At 48.0% G+C, this 16,841-nt stretch carries 11 protein-coding genes; 8 read left to right on the top strand and 3 right to left on the bottom strand.

The genetic code is table 11. The features are described 5' to 3' along the window. Window positions 1-77 precede the first annotated feature (77 nt). Window positions 78-2,651 (bottom strand): ATP-dependent chaperone ClpB, encoded by a 2,574-nt coding sequence (clpB, locus tag BBP27_RS03345; protein WP_188211697.1) that lies wholly within the window; start codon window positions 2,649-2,651, stop codon window positions 78-80. 259 nt (window positions 2,652-2,910) lie between these two features. On the opposite strand from clpB, the gene trpS reads away from it, so the two are divergent. The 3 genes from trpS (at window position 2,911) to tpx (ending at window position 5,082) form a co-directional block, all read left to right on the top strand. After that, a complete protein-coding gene (gene trpS, locus BBP27_RS03340; protein ID WP_003746855.1) occupies window positions 2,911-3,921 on the top strand; it encodes a tryptophan--tRNA ligase in 1,011 nt (336 codons plus the stop codon). A gap of 84 nt (window positions 3,922-4,005) precedes the next feature. Further along, complete coding sequence (locus BBP27_RS03335) at window positions 4,006-4,545, top strand: hypothetical protein (RefSeq protein WP_188211696.1); 540 nt, start codon at window positions 4,006-4,008, stop codon at window positions 4,543-4,545. 42 nt (window positions 4,546-4,587) lie between these two features. Further along, window positions 4,588-5,082 (top strand): thiol peroxidase, encoded by a 495-nt coding sequence (tpx, locus tag BBP27_RS03330; RefSeq protein WP_070631083.1) that lies wholly within the window; start codon window positions 4,588-4,590, stop codon window positions 5,080-5,082. A 103-nt stretch (window positions 5,083-5,185) separates the two neighbouring features. Here tpx and ftsH read toward each other — a convergent pair whose 3' ends face one another. Together ftsH and BBP27_RS03320 are read right to left on the bottom strand one after the other, a co-directional pair. After that, complete coding sequence (ftsH, locus tag BBP27_RS03325; protein ID WP_188211695.1) at window positions 5,186-7,147, bottom strand: ATP-dependent zinc metalloprotease FtsH; 1,962 nt, start codon at window positions 7,145-7,147, stop codon at window positions 5,186-5,188. A gap of 70 nt (window positions 7,148-7,217) precedes the next feature. Further along, a complete protein-coding gene (locus tag BBP27_RS03320; protein WP_188211694.1) occupies window positions 7,218-7,838 on the bottom strand; it encodes an RlmE family RNA methyltransferase in 621 nt (206 codons plus the stop codon). Window positions 7,839-7,950: 112 nt separating this feature from the next. On the opposite strand from BBP27_RS03320, the gene yhbY reads away from it, so the two are divergent. The 5 genes from yhbY to lpdA all read left to right on the top strand — a co-directional run bounded on the left by yhbY (window position 7,951) and on the right by lpdA (window position 16,809). Then, the gene (gene yhbY, locus BBP27_RS03315) at window positions 7,951-8,238 is read left to right on the top strand and encodes a ribosome assembly RNA-binding protein YhbY (protein ID WP_049323205.1); all 288 of its coding nucleotides are present in this window, start codon (window positions 7,951-7,953) and stop codon (window positions 8,236-8,238) included. Between the two features lie 219 nt (window positions 8,239-8,457). Further along, window positions 8,458-9,885, top strand: coding sequence for a tetratricopeptide repeat protein (locus BBP27_RS03310; protein WP_188211693.1), 1,428 nt, complete (start codon window positions 8,458-8,460; stop codon window positions 9,883-9,885). A gap of 620 nt (window positions 9,886-10,505) precedes the next feature. Beyond that, on the top strand, window positions 10,506-13,169 hold the full coding sequence (gene aceE, locus BBP27_RS03305; RefSeq protein ID WP_188211692.1) for a pyruvate dehydrogenase (acetyl-transferring), homodimeric type: 2,664 nt from the start codon (window positions 10,506-10,508) through the stop codon (window positions 13,167-13,169). Window positions 13,170-13,317: 148 nt separating this feature from the next. Beyond that, window positions 13,318-14,946: a dihydrolipoyllysine-residue acetyltransferase gene (gene aceF, locus BBP27_RS03300; protein ID WP_188211691.1), complete on the top strand. Its 1,629-nt coding sequence runs from the start codon at window positions 13,318-13,320 to the stop codon at window positions 14,944-14,946. A gap of 78 nt (window positions 14,947-15,024) precedes the next feature. Continuing rightward, on the top strand, window positions 15,025-16,809 hold the full coding sequence (lpdA, locus tag BBP27_RS03295; RefSeq protein ID WP_003746873.1) for a dihydrolipoyl dehydrogenase: 1,785 nt from the start codon (window positions 15,025-15,027) through the stop codon (window positions 16,807-16,809). The last annotated feature ends 32 nt before the right edge of the window (window positions 16,810-16,841 follow it).

Raw genomic sequence — 16,841 nt, 5'->3', positions numbered from 1 at the left:
ATGAATCAATAATCAAGAAAGGCCGTCTGAATTCTTTCAGACGGCCTGTTACAACAAAATACTACATTAATTTAATCCTATGCAAACAAGAGTTTACCACCCTCTTCTTTAACATGGATTGTACTATCGGGCGCATATTTGCCTTCAAGCAAGGCTTTTGCCAGCGGGTTTTCGATTTCCGACTGGATGGCGCGTTTGAGCGGACGGGCACCATACACAGGGTCGAAACCGGCTTTGGCAATCAGATCCAAGGCAGCATCATCGACTTTCAGATGCAGATGTTGCGCTTCCAAACGTTTTTCCAAACCTTTAAGCTGGATCTTCGCAATGCTGCGGATATTGGCCTGATCCAAACCGTGGAACACGACGACTTCGTCAATACGGTTGATCATTTCAGGACGGAAATGTTCTTTCACATCCTCCATCACGACTTCTTTTACTGCTTCGTAGTCTTGAGTACCCATTTGTTGGATATGTTGGCTACCGATGTTGGAAGTCATGACGATAACAGTATTTTTAAAGTCCACTGTACGACCTTGTCCGTCGGTCAAACGGCCGTCATCCAAAACTTGCAGCAAGATGTTGAACACGTCTGGATGGGCTTTTTCCACTTCGTCCAAAAGAATCACGCTGTACGGTTTGCGGCGGACTTGTTCGGTCAGGTAACCGCCTTCTTCGTAGCCGACATAGCCCGGAGGCGCACCGATGAGGCGTGCAACGGCATGTTTTTCCATGTATTCGGACATGTCGATGCGGATGAGGTGGTCTTCGCTGTCGAATAGGAAGCCTGCCAAGGCTTTGCACAACTCTGTTTTACCCACGCCGGTCGGGCCTAGGAACAGGAAGCTGCCATAAGGCTTGTTCGGATCGGCAAGGCCGGAGCGGCTGCGGCGGATGGCATCGGACACGGCGCGCACAGCTTCGTCTTGACCAACCACACGGCGGTGCAATACTTCTTCCATTTTCAACAGCTTGTCGCGTTCGCCTTCCATCATTTTGGACACAGGGATGCCGGTCATGCGCGATACGATTTCGGCTACTTCGTCCGCACCAACTTCGGTACGGAAGAGTTTGTTTTGTTTTTTGCCCTCAGGATTGCTTTCCGCCGCCTGCAACTGTGCGCCTAATTTCGGCAACTCGCCGTATTCGAGTTCGGACGCGCGGGCAAAATCGCCTTGGCGTTTGGCCTGCTCGATTTTGACTTTGATGTCGTCCATCTGTTTCTTGATGTCGGCGGTGCTGGAAGATGCGGCTTTTTCGGCTTTCCAGATTTCGTCCAGATCGGCGTATTCTTTTTGCAGACCGTCGATTTCCTCGTCTATCAGTTCCAAACGTTTTTTGCTGGCGTCGTCGCTCTCTTTGGCAACGTGCATTTTTTCCATTTTGAGCTGAATGATGCGGCGGTCAAGTTTGTCCATCTGCTCGGGTTTGCTGTCCAGCTCCATTTTGATGCGACTGGCAGCTTCATCAATCAAATCAATCGCTTTATCGGGCAGGAAGCGGTCAGTGATGTAGCGGTCGCTCAACTCCGCTGCGGCAACGATAGCAGGGTCGGTGATGTCGATGCCGTGGTGGATTTCATAGCGTTCCTGCAAACCGCGCAAGATGGCGATGGTATCTTCCACACTTGGCTCGCCGACCAATACTTTTTGGAAGCGGCGTTCAAGTGCTGCGTCTTTTTCGATGTATTGGCGGTATTCGTCCAAAGTGGTCGCGCCGATGCAGTGCAGTTCGCCGCGCGCCAAAGCCGGTTTCAACATATTACCCGCATCCATCGCGCCGTCGGTTTTACCTGCGCCGACCAAAGTATGGATTTCGTCGATGAAAATCAGGGTGTTGCCGTCGTCTTTCGCCAAATCGTTCAACACGCCTTTCAGGCGTTCTTCAAATTCGCCGCGGTATTTCGCACCGGCAATCAATGCCGCCAAATCCAAAACCAGCAGGCGTTTGTTGCGCAGGGATTCGGGCACTTCGCCGTTGACGATACGTTGCGCCAAGCCTTCAACAATAGCGGTTTTACCCACACCAGGCTCACCAATCAGCACAGGGTTGTTTTTGGTACGGCGTTGCAGCACCTGAATCGCACGGCGGATTTCGTCGTCGCGGCCGATAACGGGGTCAAGTTTACCGTCACGGGCGCGTTGCGTCAGGTCGAGCGTATATTTTTTCAGCGCATCGCGTTGGTCTTCAGCATTGGCATCATTCACGTTTTGTCCTCCTCGTACCGCGTCAATTGCGGCATTGATGTTTTGTTCGGTTGCACCGGCATCTTTCAAGATTTTGCCGGTAGCGTCATTCTGCTGCACCAAAGCAAGCAGGAAAAGTTCGCTGGCAATATAGGCATCGCCACGTTTGGTTGCAGCCTTGTCCATCAAGTTCAATACAGCTTGCAGCTCACGGCTGGGCATAATATCGCCACCTTGACCGGAAACTTTTGGCAAGCTGCTCAAATGTTGCTGCAAATGCTGTTTCACCTGCGGCACATTCACGCCCGCATGGGCCAGTAACGCAGCAGCTCCGCTGTTTTGATCATCAAGCAATGCTTTTAAGATAAAGCCTGCCTCGAGATAGCTGCTGTCCGCAGCCAAAGCCAGGCTTTGACCTTCTTGCAGAGCTTGCTGAAATTTAGCAGTCAATTTATCAAATCTCATTTTACGTTCCTCTACAAATATATTTCCGCTGAAGCCTATATAGGCGCAAATGTGGATAACTCAAGAGTTATTTTTTCATTAAATAGTAAATTTAATTTATATTATTGTTTTACAATGATTAATTTTTATGATTTTATGTGTATAACTTTTCTTTTCCATTTGCTCCATACGTAAAAGGCCGTCTGAAAAATCAAGAAGAATCAGGTATAATCGGCAACATATTAATTTTCAGACGGCCTTTGTGCCGAAGGATACTTTCATGAGTAAAAAACGAGTTTTAACAGGCGTTACCACAACAGGTATTCCGCACTTGGGCAACTACGTCGGCGCCATCCGCCCGGCTATCCGTGCGGCGCAGGATGCCAATACCGAATCATTCCTCTTTTTGGCCGACTATCACGGCATCATCAAATGTCATGAGCCGGAAATGATTCATCAATCTACTCAAGCTGTTGCCGCCACATGGCTCGCCTGCGGACTCAATCCGGAACAGACCACTTTCTACCGTCAAAGCGATATTCCCGAAGTCATGGAATTGAACTGGATTCTGACCTGTATTACTGCAAAGGGTCTGATGAACCGCGCCCACGCTTACAAAGCCGCAGTACAGGCAAATACCGAAAACGGTCAGGAAGATCCGGATCACGGCGTGGAAATGGGCCTGTACAGCTACCCTATCCTCATGACTGCCGACATCCTTATGTTCAATGCCCATGAAGTACCTGTCGGTCGCGACCAAATCCAGCACGTCGAAATGGCGCGCGATATTGCCGGACGCTTCAACCACCGCTTCCAAGAGCTCTTTACCCTGCCCGAAGTAAAAATCGATGAAAATGTCGAACTTTTGGTCGGCCTGGACGGACGTAAAATGTCCAAATCCTACGGCAACACCATTCCGCTTTGGGAAAACGACAAGAAAACCCAAAAATCGGTTAACAAAATTATCACCAACATGAAAGAGCCCGGTGAACCAAAACAGCCTGATGAAAGTCCTCTGTTTGAAATCTACAAAGCCTTTTCCACGCCGTCTGAAACTGCCGAGTTCACACAAATGCTGGCCGAAGGCCTTGCTTGGGGCGAAGCCAAAAAACTCTTGGGCGCAAAAATCAATGCCGAACTTGCAGAACCGCGCGAGCGTTATAATGAATTGACAGCAAAACCCTCTCAAATTGAAGATATTTTGCAGGCCGGCGCACAAAAAGCGCGTAAAGAAGCACGCGAATTATTGGATAAAGTCCGCGATGCAGTAGGTATTCGTCCGTTGAAATAATAATAGTAAGGCCGTCTGAAAATTTCAGACGGCCATAATATCGTTTATTATTTGAAATATAATCATTTTTCTAGGGTTTCTCATATGAAAAAAACCTTTCCTCTTATCTTGCTCAGCCTTTCATTGGCTGCCTGCGGCGGCAAGTCTGAAGATACTGCCGCCAATGATGCTGCTTCAGGCAAAGCGCCTAAACCTACCTTCAAAGTCAAATACATCGATGAACAAGCCATAGCCGGTTTGGATTTAGGTACAGCTCAAGAAGGCGAAACTAAAGAAGGTAAAAAACAACGCACCTATCCGATTAACGGCATAGAGGGCGGCGTTATCAATCTGATTGGCAAGCACCCTAACGACTTAGAAGTCATCAGCGGCCAATGCATGGAAAAAAATGAAAAAGGCGTTTCAGCCGGATGGTCAGCCAACGGCGTCTGCCACACTGCCTTTGCAAAAATGGTGGACAATATTGCCCAAGACGGCGGCAAACTGACCGACTATCTGATTTCACACGCTGCTTTACAGCCTTATACCGAAGGCAAAAGCGGTTATGCCGCCGTCCAAAACGGCCGCTATATTTTGGAAATTGACAGCGAAGGCATGTTCTATTTCCGCCGCCGTCATTACTAAAACCCTGCCCACCCTATTTTCCCCTGACACAAGGACTGAATCATGGCTCAAGTTACTTTCCAAGGCTCTCCTATTTCCACAAACGGCAATTTGCCTGCCATCGGCCAAGTTGCACCTGATTTCACATTGGTAGCAGCAGACCTATCTGAGAAATCATTGGCTGACTTTGCAGGCAAACGCAAAGTGCTGAATATTTTCCCTAGCATTGACACCGGCGTATGTGCCCAGTCCGTCCGTACTTTCAACAAACGTGCCTCTTCGTTAGAAAATACCGTCGTCTTGTGCATTTCTGCCGATTTACCGTTTGCACAAGCCCGTTTCTGCGGCGCAGAAGGTTTGGAAAATGTAGTGACACTTTCTACATTCCGCAGCAGCTTTTCTAACGATTACGGTGTTACACTGACAGAAAGCCCATTACGCGGCCTGACTGCCCGCGCAGTTGTGGTTTTGAACGAGCAAAACCAAGTTCTCCACGCTGAGCTGGTTTCTGAAATTGCGAATGAACCTGACTACGAAGCAGCTTTGGCTGTTTTGTAATTAACCAAATAAAATCAGGCCGTCTGAAAATTTTCAGACGGCCTTTAGCTTATCTTCAAAATAAAAACGGTAGCTTAAAAGCTACCGTTTTCTGTTTCAAACCTTATACAGATTTATCTGTTTTGTCTGCTTCTACTGACTCAGTATTTTGAACCTCATTTTGCTCAACAGGTCCAGCAGCTTCAGCAACAGGCGCTTCAGGCTCTTCTACTTTGTCATCACGGACATTGTGGCTGTAATCTTTAGGCGGGCTAGGTTGTTTACCGGCCATAATTTCCAAAACTTGGTCTCGATCGATGGTTTCCCAATCCATCAGCGCTTTGCACATGGTTTCCATCTTATCGCGATTTTCATCCAAGATTTTGTAAGCGACTTGATATTGCTCATCCAAAATACGGCGGATTTCCGCATCGATATCTTGTTGGGTTTTCTCGGAAATATTTTGAGAACGAGTTACGCTGCGACCCAAGAATACTTCACCTTCGTTCTCAGCATAAACCATCACACCCATTTTGTCGCTCATACCATAACGCGTTACCATCTCGCGTGCCATTTGAGTTGCACGCTCAAAGTCGTTAGATGCGCCGGTAGAAATACGACCGACAAAAATATCTTCAGCAATACGACCACCAAACAAGATTGAGAGCTGGCTCAGCATTTGGTCTTTGTACATACTGATGCGGTCACGCTCAGGCAGTTGCCAAGTCAAACCTAAGGCACGGCCGCGCGGCATAATGGTTACCTTGTGAACCGGATCGGTAAACGGCAAGCTTTCCGCTACGATTGCATGGCCAGCCTCATGATAGGCTGTCGCACGTTTTTCATCTTCGTGCATTACCATGCTACGACGTTCCGGACCCATGTAGATTTTGTCTTTCGCATCTTCAAAGTCACTTTGATCGACCTTAACTTTATTACGACGGCCGGCAAACAAAGCTGCTTCATTGACCAAGTTTGCCAAATCCGCACCTGAAAAACCAGGTGTACCGCGTGCTAAAGAAGTCAAATCTACGGATGCATCCAAAGGTACTTTTTTAGCGTGTACTTTCAAGATTTGCTCACGGCCACGGATATCAGGCAATGGAACAACGACTTGACGGTCAAAACGGCCCGGACGCTGCAACGCAGGGTCAAGTACATCAGGACGGTTGGTTGCTGCGATCACAATAACGGTTTGGTTGCTTTCAAAACCATCCATTTCAACCAACAATTGGTTCAATGTTTGCTCACGCTCATCATTACCACCACCCAAACCGGCACCGCGTTGACGGCCGACCGCATCAATTTCATCGATAAAGATAATACATGGCGCGTTTTTCTTGGCCTGCTCGAACATATCGCGGACACGGCTCGCACCGACACCGACAAACATTTCTACAAAATCAGAACCTGAAATACTGAAGAATGGTACACCTGCCTCACCGGCAATCGCTTTGGCCAGTAATGTTTTACCCGTACCGGGGCTGCCTGCCAACAAAATACCGCGTGGCACACGACCGCCTAAGCTTTGATAGCGATTGGGGGCTTTCAAATAATCTACGATTTCTTGTACTTCTTCTTTTGCCTCATCACAACCGGCAACATCGGCAAAAGTCACTTTATTGGAATCTTTATCCAACAAACGCGCACGGCTTTTACCAAAAGAGAAGGCACCGCCTTTACCGCCACCGCCGCTTTGCATGCGCATGAAGTAGAACCATGCACCAATCAACAACAAAACAGGCAGCAGGCTGTAAAACAGACTGGCCAGCATGCTTGGTTTTTCTTCCGGAGTTACTTTGACGCGTACTTTGTTGTCCAACAGTGTTTTAACCAAGTTGTCATCCAAAGGCGCATTGGTATAGAAGGCAGTTTTATCGGTGCGCTCACCTTTAATCAGATAGCCGCTGACAACAGATCCTTCGATATTGACATTGGATACTTCGCCACTATTAACTTGCTGAATAAATTGAGAATATTCGATTTGCTGTTTATCTTCCTGCTTATCGCTGAGTGCATTGAATGCTGCTAAAAGCATAGCACCACCCACTACCCAGACTAATATGTTTTTAATGGTATTCCCCACTGAACAGGCTCCATGGTTACAAAATAAATAAAATCAAGGGAAAGAATTTTAAAGCACCCACCCTACATTGTCAGCGTTTATTTTTGCCTAATAGGTAAATCTCACTGGAACGATTGCGGGAAGCATCCGGCTTTCGAGTTTGCACACTGGCAAAAATTTCGCGCATTGCCGCCGTATATTTCTGATAGCCCGCGCCTTGAAACACCTTCACCAAAAAACTGCCTCCGGGTTTCAAATGCTGCGAGGCAAAATCCAAAGCCAGTTCACACAGGTAAAAACTGCGTGCCTGGTCTGTTACGGCATTGCCTGACATATTGGGTGCCATATCACAGATTACAAGGTCTAACGGGCGATTATCCAATAAGGCTTCAAACTGCTCCAAAACAGCATCTTCCCTAAAGTCTCCCTGAATAAACGACACGCCTTCAATAGCATCCATCGGTAAAATATCCAAAGCAAATACCGCCCCTGTTTTACCGACCAGCTTAGCCGCCACCTGCGACCAACTACCCGGCGCACTACCCAAATCCGCCAAGACCGTACCCGGCTTGATCAATTTATCTTTCTGATTGATTTCCAATAATTTATAAGCCGCCCGGGCACGATATCCATCCTTTTGTGCCATATGGACATAATGATCGTTGACATGCTCATGCAGCCATGCTTTTGAAGATTTTGAGCGTACAGCCATCTTGGTTTGAAATGCTTAAGTTAAAAACCAGTATTGTACGTTATTTCCCCCGTAAATGTTCTAAATCGCGTACAATATAGCCATTATTCTTTTTAATTGGATACTTACCAAAATGAGCGACAACAAACTAAGCACCAAAGAAATTTTGGCCTTGAAAGCCCAAGCACACCACCTCCATCCCGTTGTTATGGTTGGCCAACAAGGTTTGACTGACTCTGTCATTAAAGAAACCGACGCCGCATTGACAGCACACGAATTGATTAAAGTCCGCGTTTTTGGCGATGACCGTGCCGAACGTATTGAAATTTGCAATGCCTTGTGTGAGACACTGGGTGCCCAACTGGTTCAACACATTGGTAAATTACTTGTTTTATGGCGTAAAAAACCGGACGAAGAGTAATTCGAACTGAACAAACAGCAGAAGTATTTTCTCAACCCACTTTATTCCATCTTCTGTTGTATTTATGCAGCATAAAACAATTTATTCCATCATTCTAAGTATAAAAATACAAATACGGTTGCCTGTTTTTGTAAATAACCCCAAAATTACAAAATCATAACGGCCGCACCCTGTCGGCCGATTATTTTATCCTTGAATCCTTCATAAATATAAAAAACGATGAATGCTCAACAATATGAAGAATCTTTTCTTCTGGCAAAAAAATTAATTACTCAAGACCCGCCTGACTTTGCGCAAGCTATTCCATTGCTCTGCGAGGCCGCAGAGGCAGGACATATTGAGGCTGCATTTCAGCTGGCAGGATGCCTGTTTGAAAACCACGAAAACGAACAAGATTTGGCAATTGCAGTTGAATATTTAAAACAAGCGGCAAGAGCCGGTCATCCCTATGCCCGCTACAATCTTCTCCAATTACAAGAAAATAACGGCGCAGAAGTAGAAACGCTTATTTCAGCCTATCAAGAGCTTGCCGAAGAAGGCTTGGTCCCGGCCCAGCTGCGCCTGATGCGTTTATATGCGGATAGCGGCAATGAACAGCAAGCAGTCAAATGGGCATTGAAAGCTGCCGAGCAACAAAACCCTCAGGCGCAATATTTCTTAGCCCAACACTACCAATACTCAAGCACCCCCGATTTAGAATATTCCCATAAACTCTACCAGCAATCTGCCGCACAGGGATTTATTGCAGCACACTGGCAACTTGGTCTTCAATATAAATTGGGGCAAGGTGTCGCACAAAATCCTGAAAAAGCAATCGAACATTTACGCATTGCCGCCCATTACGACATTGTTCCGGCGCAAACTTCTCTTGCAGAACTCTTGGCGGCATCAAATCCTGCCGAGGCATTAGAATGGTTTGAAAAAGCGGCAGAACAAGGAGACAGCAATGCGCATGTAGCGCTTGCCGAAATCTATCTTTTGGGAAAAAACACCGAGCGAGACCCTCAAAAGGCCTATCAACACGCCAAGTTTGCTGCGGATCAAAATGACCCGGAAGGCTTGCGCCTTTTGGGAGATATCCATCGCTACGGATTGGGACGAGCAGTTGATGCAGACACAGCCCGTCAGTATTATCAACGCGCAGCCGACTTAGGCAATCTTGTTGCTTACCAAAAACTTCTATCTGACAGCGCGTTGAATAACCAGCAAAACTACGAGCTGACCAAAGAAATCGCCCTCCAACGCCAAGAGGCCGAGCGCCTATACAAACTGGCATTTGCGGCTCACTATGGTTTAAAACGCCAACAAAATTATGCCGAAGCACTGGAGCTATACCTTCAGTCTGCAGAACGAGGACACAGCAAATCACAAACCAATCTTGGCATGATGTATTACAGCGGACAAGGCGTACCTGTCGATTATGCCCAAGCGGCGAAATGGTTTGAAGCGGCAGCCAAACAAAGGGATACAATGGCTCAATATAATCTTGCCTGTCTGTATTACCACGGCCTAGGTGTAGAGAAAGACATCAATAACGCATGTTTTTGGCTGCAAGAAGCCATCCAACATGGACATGAGCAGCAAGATGTTCTCAAAGAGCTTTTAGCTCAATGGAAGCAATTTGCTCAAAAATCCTCTGCAGTTTAAAGGCCGTCTGAAATTCTCAGACTACTAATAAATGACATGCCCAGCTATTCAACTAGCCTGTGCGTGTCATTTTTTTTAATTTTCCCTTCCTCAATCATCGTCCTCTTAGAATTTCACTCTTTCTTAACCTCTTCCAAAATCTTCAGACGGCCCATTCGCTTGTAAAAAATGACACAGTCTAATTTTCTTTTCCAAACTCAAAGTTTAAATTTAATTTTCGATTTTAGACAAATTTTGAAAATTAATTTTCGTATTCGAATTTATTCATCAAAACAACAGAGTTTTTTTACCGTGTCTGTTTAATATTTCAATTTAAAAACCATCATAAGGGCACTCTCAAAAAATCATCAATTCAACCTCTACCCTCCTATTAATATCAACAGCGCGATTTGCCAGTTTGCCCAATTACTGATAGCATTTGCAGGTTAGCCAGTTTGCAAAAAATTTTAATTTTTCAGAATTTTCATTGCTTCATATAACGTATTGAAAATATTTAAATAATTAAAATTTTTTCGAATTTGACTCTTGGAATTTTCGTTTATAAGCCGTATTTGTTCACAAACGAAAATATCGGGGTACTACTCCGTCATTGAAAAACACTCAACACAAGGATAGATATTATGTCCACCCAATTACACGATGTTGACCCAATTGAAACCAAAGAATGGTTAGACGCGTTAAGCTCTGTTTTAGAATATGAAGGCAGCGAGCGCGCCCAATACCTGCTGGAAAGTTTGGTCAAATACAGCCGTGACAAAGGCATCCGTATGCCTCACGGCACCACTACTCCATACTTGAACACTGTTTCCGTTGAAGACGAAAAAGGCATCCCCGGCGACCAAAACATCGAACACCGCATCCGTGCATTCGTTCGTTGGAACGCTGCCGCTATCGTTTTGCGCGCGGGTAAAAAAGATTTGGAATTGGGTGGACACATTGCATCTTTCCAATCTGCTGCGACCATGTACGAAGTCGGCTTCAACCACTTCTGGAAAGCCAAAGGCGAAGGCGAAGAAGGCGATTTGGTATTCTTCCAAGGTCATGCTGCTCCTGGCATTTATGCACGTGCTTTCGTTGAAGGCCGTCTGACTGAAGACCAATTGAACAACTTCCGTCAAGAAGTTGCCGGTCATGGCCTGCCTTCCTATCCTCACCCTCACCTGTTGCCTGACTTCTGGCAATTCCCAACCGTATCTATGGGTCTTGGCCCATTGATGGCGATTTACCAAGCCCGTTTCCTGAAATACTTGGAATCTCGCGGCCTGGCTAAAACCAAAGGCCGTAAAGTATGGGTATTCTGCGGTGACGGCGAAATGGACGAACCTGAAAGCCAAGGTGCTATTGCTCTGGCTTCACGCGAAGGCTTGGACAACTTGGTATTCGTCATCAACTGTAACCTGCAACGTTTGGACGGTCCAGTACGCGGTAACGGCAAAATCATTCAAGAGCTGGAAGGCAACTTTGCCGGCGCCGGCTGGAATGTTGTGAAAGTCATCTGGGGTCGTCGTTGGGACCGCCTCTTGGCAAAAGACAAAGATGGCATTCTGCGCAAACGCATGGAAGAATGCTTGGACGGTGACTACCAAACTTACAAATCCAAAGACGGCGCATACGTCCGTGAACACTTCTTCAATACCCCTGAACTGAAAGCATTGGTTGCCGATATGACCGATGATGAAATTTGGGCATTGAACCGCGGCGGCCACGACCCTCAAAAAGTGTACAACGCTTACGACCGCGCAGTGAACCACGCTGACGGCAAACCTACTGTCATTTTGGCTAAAACCATTAAAGGTTACGGCATGGGTGCATCCGGCGAAGGCCAAAACGTTGCCCACCAAGCCAAAAAAATGGACAAAGCTTCTCTGAAACAATTCCGTGACCGCTTTGACATTCCTGTTACCGACGAGCAAATCGACAGCGGCGACCTGCCTTACCTGACTTTTGCTCCCGACAGCGAAGAATACAAATACCTGCATGCACGCCGTGAAGCTTTGGGTGGCTACCTGCCTCAACGCAAACCTACCCAAGAAGTTCTGGAAGTGCCTGAACTGTCAGCATTTGAGACTCAACTGAAATCCAGCGGCGACCGTGAATTCTCAACCACCATGGCTTTCGTCCGCATCCTGTCTACTTTGCTGAAAGATAAAAAAATCGGCAAACGCGTGGTGCCTATCGTTCCTGATGAAAGCCGTACGTTCGGTATGGAAGGTATGTTCCGCCAATACGGTATTTGGAACCCTAAAGGCCAACAATATACCCCGCAAGACAAAGACCAACTGATGTTCTATAAAGAGTCTGTTGACGGTCAAATCTTGCAAGAAGGTATTAACGAACCAGGCGCCATGGCTGACTGGATTGCTGCTGCGACCAGCTACGCAAACAACGACTTTGCCATGATTCCTTTCTACATCTACTACTCTATGTTCGGTTTCCAACGCGTTGGCGACTTGGCATGGGCAGCAGGCGATATGCATGCACGCGGTTTCCTGTTGGGTGGTACTGCCGGTCGTACAACACTGAATGGCGAAGGTTTGCAACACGAAGACGGCCACAGCCACATTCAAGCAGACTTGATTCCAAACTGTGTAACTTACGATCCGACATTCCAATATGAAGTAGCCGTTATCGTACACGATGGCTTGCGCCGTATGTATGTTAACCACGAAGACGTGTTCTACTACATCACCCTGATGAATGAAAACTACACCCATCCGGACATGCCTGAAGGCGTAGAGCAAGACATCCTGAAAGGTATGTACTTGCTGAAAGCCGGCGGCAAAGGCGACAAAAAAGTCCAATTGATGGGTTCCGGTACCATCCTGCAAGAAGTGATTGCTGGTGCCGAATTGTTGAAAGCCGACTTCGGCGTAGAAGCAGACATCTGGTCTTGCCCATCATTCAACCAGCTGCACCGCGATGCCATCGAAGTGGAACGCTTCAATCGTCTGAACCCATTGGAAACTGCAAAAGTACCGTTTGTTACTTCTCAACTTCAAGGTCATGACGGTCCGGTTATTGCCGCTACCGACTACATCCGCAGCTATGCTGACCGTATCCGCGCCTACATCCCTAACGACTACCACGTCTTGGGTACCGATGGCTTTGGTCGCTCCGACAGCCGTGCCAACCTGCGTAGCTTCTTCGAAGTTGACCGCTACAACGTTGCCGTTGCTGCATTGAGCGCCTTGGCCGAACAAGGCAAAGTCAGCAAAGAAACCGTTCAACAAGCCATTGAAAAATATGGCATCAAAGCCGATGCAGCTCCTAGCTGGAAACGCTAATTGATGTTTCAGACGGCCTGTTTGCTTCATGCCGACATTAGGCCGTCTGAAAACCAAATGCTTGAATGGTTTGAACAGACAAACTGTACCGATGCCGTATGAAACAGTTTTCAGACGGCATCAAACTGAAAATATTAAAGGAACTCAAATGAGTATCGTAGAAATCAAAGTCCCTGATATCGGCGGTCATGAAAACGTCGACATCATCGCTGTAGAAGTTAAAGCAGGCGACACCATTGCCGTTGACGACACCCTGATTACTTTAGAAACCGACAAAGCCACTATGGACGTACCTGCCGATGCAGCAGGTGTAGTAAAAGAAGTGAAAGTTAAAGTCGGTGATAAAATTTCCGAAGGCGGTGTAATTCTGACCGTTGAAACCGGTGCCGCCGCTGCCGATGCAGCTCCGGCTCCTGCAGCTGAAGCTCCTGCGGCTCCGGCTGCCGCTCCTGCCGCAGCCCCTGCAGGCGGTGCAACTGTAAAAGTCGTTGTACCGGATATTGGCGGTCATACAGATGTAGACATTATTGCCGTTGAAATCAAAGTTGGCGACACTGTTGCCGTTGACGACACTCTGATTACTCTGGAAACCGACAAAGCCACTATGGACGTACCATGTACAGAAGCCGGTGTGGTTAAAGCCGTATTTGTAAAAGTTGGCGACAAAGTATCTGAAGGTTCTGCCATTATCGAAGTAGAAACTGCCGGTTCCGCCGCAGCTGCTCCTGCTCCTGCCGCTCAAGCTGCCGCACCTGCACCAGCCGCTGCTCCGGCTCCTGCTGCTCCGGCTCCTGCTGCTCCCGCACCAGCCGCTGCACCTGCACCTTCTGCACCTGCAGCTGCCAAAATCGACGAAGCTGCTTTTGCCAAAGCTCATGCCGGTCCTTCCGCACGCAAACTGGCACGCGAATTGGGCGTAGATTTGGGTCAAGTTAAAGGTACCGGTCTGAAAGGCCGTATCATGGGCGAAGACGTTAAAGCCTTCGTTAAATCCGTTATGCAAAGCGGTGCTGGCAAACCTGCCGCTGCCTCTTTGGGCGGTGGTCTGGACTTGTTGCCATGGCCTAAAGTTGACTTCTCTAAATTCGGCAGCGTCGAAGTTAAAGAGTTGTCTCGCATTAAGAAAATCTCCGGTCAAAACCTGTCCCGCAACTGGGTTGTGATTCCTCACGTTACCGTACACGAAGAAGCGGACATGACCGAATTGGAAGAATTCCGCAAACAGCTGAACAAAGAATGGGAACGCGAAGGCGTGAAACTGTCTCCGTTAGCGTTCATCATCAAAGCCTCTGTTTCTGCGCTGAAAGCCTTCCCTGAGTTCAACGCTTCTCTGGATGGCGACAACCTGGTGCTGAAAAACTACTTCAATATCGGTTTCGCAGCCGACACACCAAACGGCTTGGTTGTTCCAGTGATCAAAGACGTGGATCAAAAAGGCTTGAAACAAATCAGCCAAGAGCTGACCGAATTGTCTAAAAAAGCCCGCGAAGGCAAGCTCAAACCGCAAGAAATGCAAGGCGCATGCTTTACCATTTCCAGCTTGGGCGGTATCGGCGGTACAGGCTTCACGCCAATCGTGAATGCTCCTGAAGTTGCTATCTTGGGCGTGTGCAAATCCCAAATCAAACCGGTTTGGAACGGCAAAGAATTCGCTCCTCGCCTGATGTGTCCGTTGAGCCTGTCCTTCGACCACCGCGTCATCGACGGTGCCGCCGGTATGCGCTTTACCGTATTCCTGGCTAACCTGTTGAAAGACTTCCGCCGCATTACTCTGTAATCCGAGCATTTTCAGACGGCCTTTTTACTCAGGCCGTCTGAAAAAAAGAAGTCCGAACATCATTCAGAAAGATTAGACATGAGCTTAGTTGAATTAAAAGTGCCCGACATTGGCGGTCACGAAAATGTAGATATTATTGCGGTTGAAGTAAATGTAGGCGATACCATTGCCGTGGACGATACCCTGATTACTTTGGAAACCGATAAAGCGACTATGGACGTACCTGCCGAAGTTGCGGGTGTCGTTAAAGAAGTTAAAGTTAAAGTCGGCGATAAAATCTCCGAAGGCGGCTTGATTGCAGTCGTTGAAGCCGAAGGTGCGGCTGCCGCTCCTAAAGCCGAAGCACCAGCTGCTCCTGCACAAGAAGCCCCTAAAGCTGCTGCTCCTGCTCCTCAAGCTGCACAATTTGGCGGTTCTGCCGATGCCGAGTACGACGTAGTCGTATTGGGTGGCGGCCCCGGCGGTTATTCCGCTGCATTTGCCGCAGCCGATGAAGGCTTGAAAGTTGCCATCGTCGAGCGTTACAAAACTTTGGGCGGCGTTTGCTTGAACGTCGGCTGTATCCCTTCTAAAGCCTTGTTGCACAACGCTGCCGTTATCGATGAAGTACGTCACTTGGCTGCCAACGGTATCAAATACCCAGAGCCAGAACTCGACATCGACATGCTTCGTGCCTACAAAGACGGCGTAGTTTCCCGTCTGACCACCGGTTTGGCAGGTATGGCCAAAGGCCGTAAAGTAGACGTTATCCAAGGCGACGGCCAATTCTTAGATCCGCACCACTTGGAAGTGTCGCTGACCACCGGCGACGTGTACGAGCAAGCGACTCCTACCGGCGAGAAAAAAATCGTTGCCTTCAAAAACTGTATCATTGCAGCAGGCAGCCGCGTAACCAAACTGCCTTTCATTCCTGAAGATCCGCGCATCATCGATTCCAGCGGCGCTTTGGCTCTGAAAGAAGTACCGGGCAAACTGTTGATCATCGGTGGCGGTATTATCGGTCTCGAAATGGGTACGGTTTACAGCACTCTGGGTTCTCGCCTGGATGTTGTTGAAATGATGGACGGCCTGATGCAAGGCGCAGACCGCGACTTGGTGAAAGTATGGCAAAAACAAAACGAATACCGTTTTGACAACATCATGATCAACACCAAAACCGTTGCTGTCGAACCTAAAGAAGACGGCGTTTACGTTACCTTCGAAGGTGCAAATGCACCTAAAGAGCCACAACGTTACGATGCCGTATTGGTGGCTGCCGGTCGTGCGCCTAACGGCAAACTCATCAGCGCCGAAAAAGCCGGTGTTGCCGTAACTGACCGCGGCTTCATCGAAGTGGACAAACAAATGCGCACCAACGTGCCACACATCTACGCTATCGGCGACATCGTCGGTCAACCGATGTTGGCACACAAAGCCGTTCACGAAGGCCACGTTGCTGCTGAAAACTGTGCCGGCCACAAAGCCTACTTTGACGCGCGCGTTATTCCGGGCGTTGCCTACACTTCTCCTGAAGTGGCATGGGTGGGCGAAACCGAGTTGTCTGCCAAAGCCTCCGGTCGCAAAATCACCAAAGCCAACTTCCCATGGGCAGCTTCCGGTCGTGCGATTGCCAACGGTTGCGACAATGGTTTCACTAAGCTGATTTTTGATGCTGAAACCGGCCGCATCATCGGCGGCGGTATCGTTGGTCCTAACGGCGGCGATATGATCGGCGAAGTCTGCTTGGCCATCGAAATGGGTTGCGATGCAACCGACATCGGCAAAACCATCCACCCACACCCAACCTTGGGCGAATCCATCGGTATGGCTGCGGAAGTAGCATTGGGTGTATGTACCGACCTGCCGGCTCAGAAAAAGAAATAAGTTCACTCAAATAAAGTTTGAACGAACTTAAT

Origin of the sequence: Neisseria sp. RH3002v2g (assembly GCF_014596425.2) — a bacterium.
In the GTDB taxonomy this organism is placed as follows: Bacteria; Pseudomonadota; Gammaproteobacteria; order Burkholderiales; family Neisseriaceae; genus Neisseria.
Note: the sequence above shows the minus strand (reverse complement) of the source record. Positions and strands in the feature narration are given on the sequence as shown.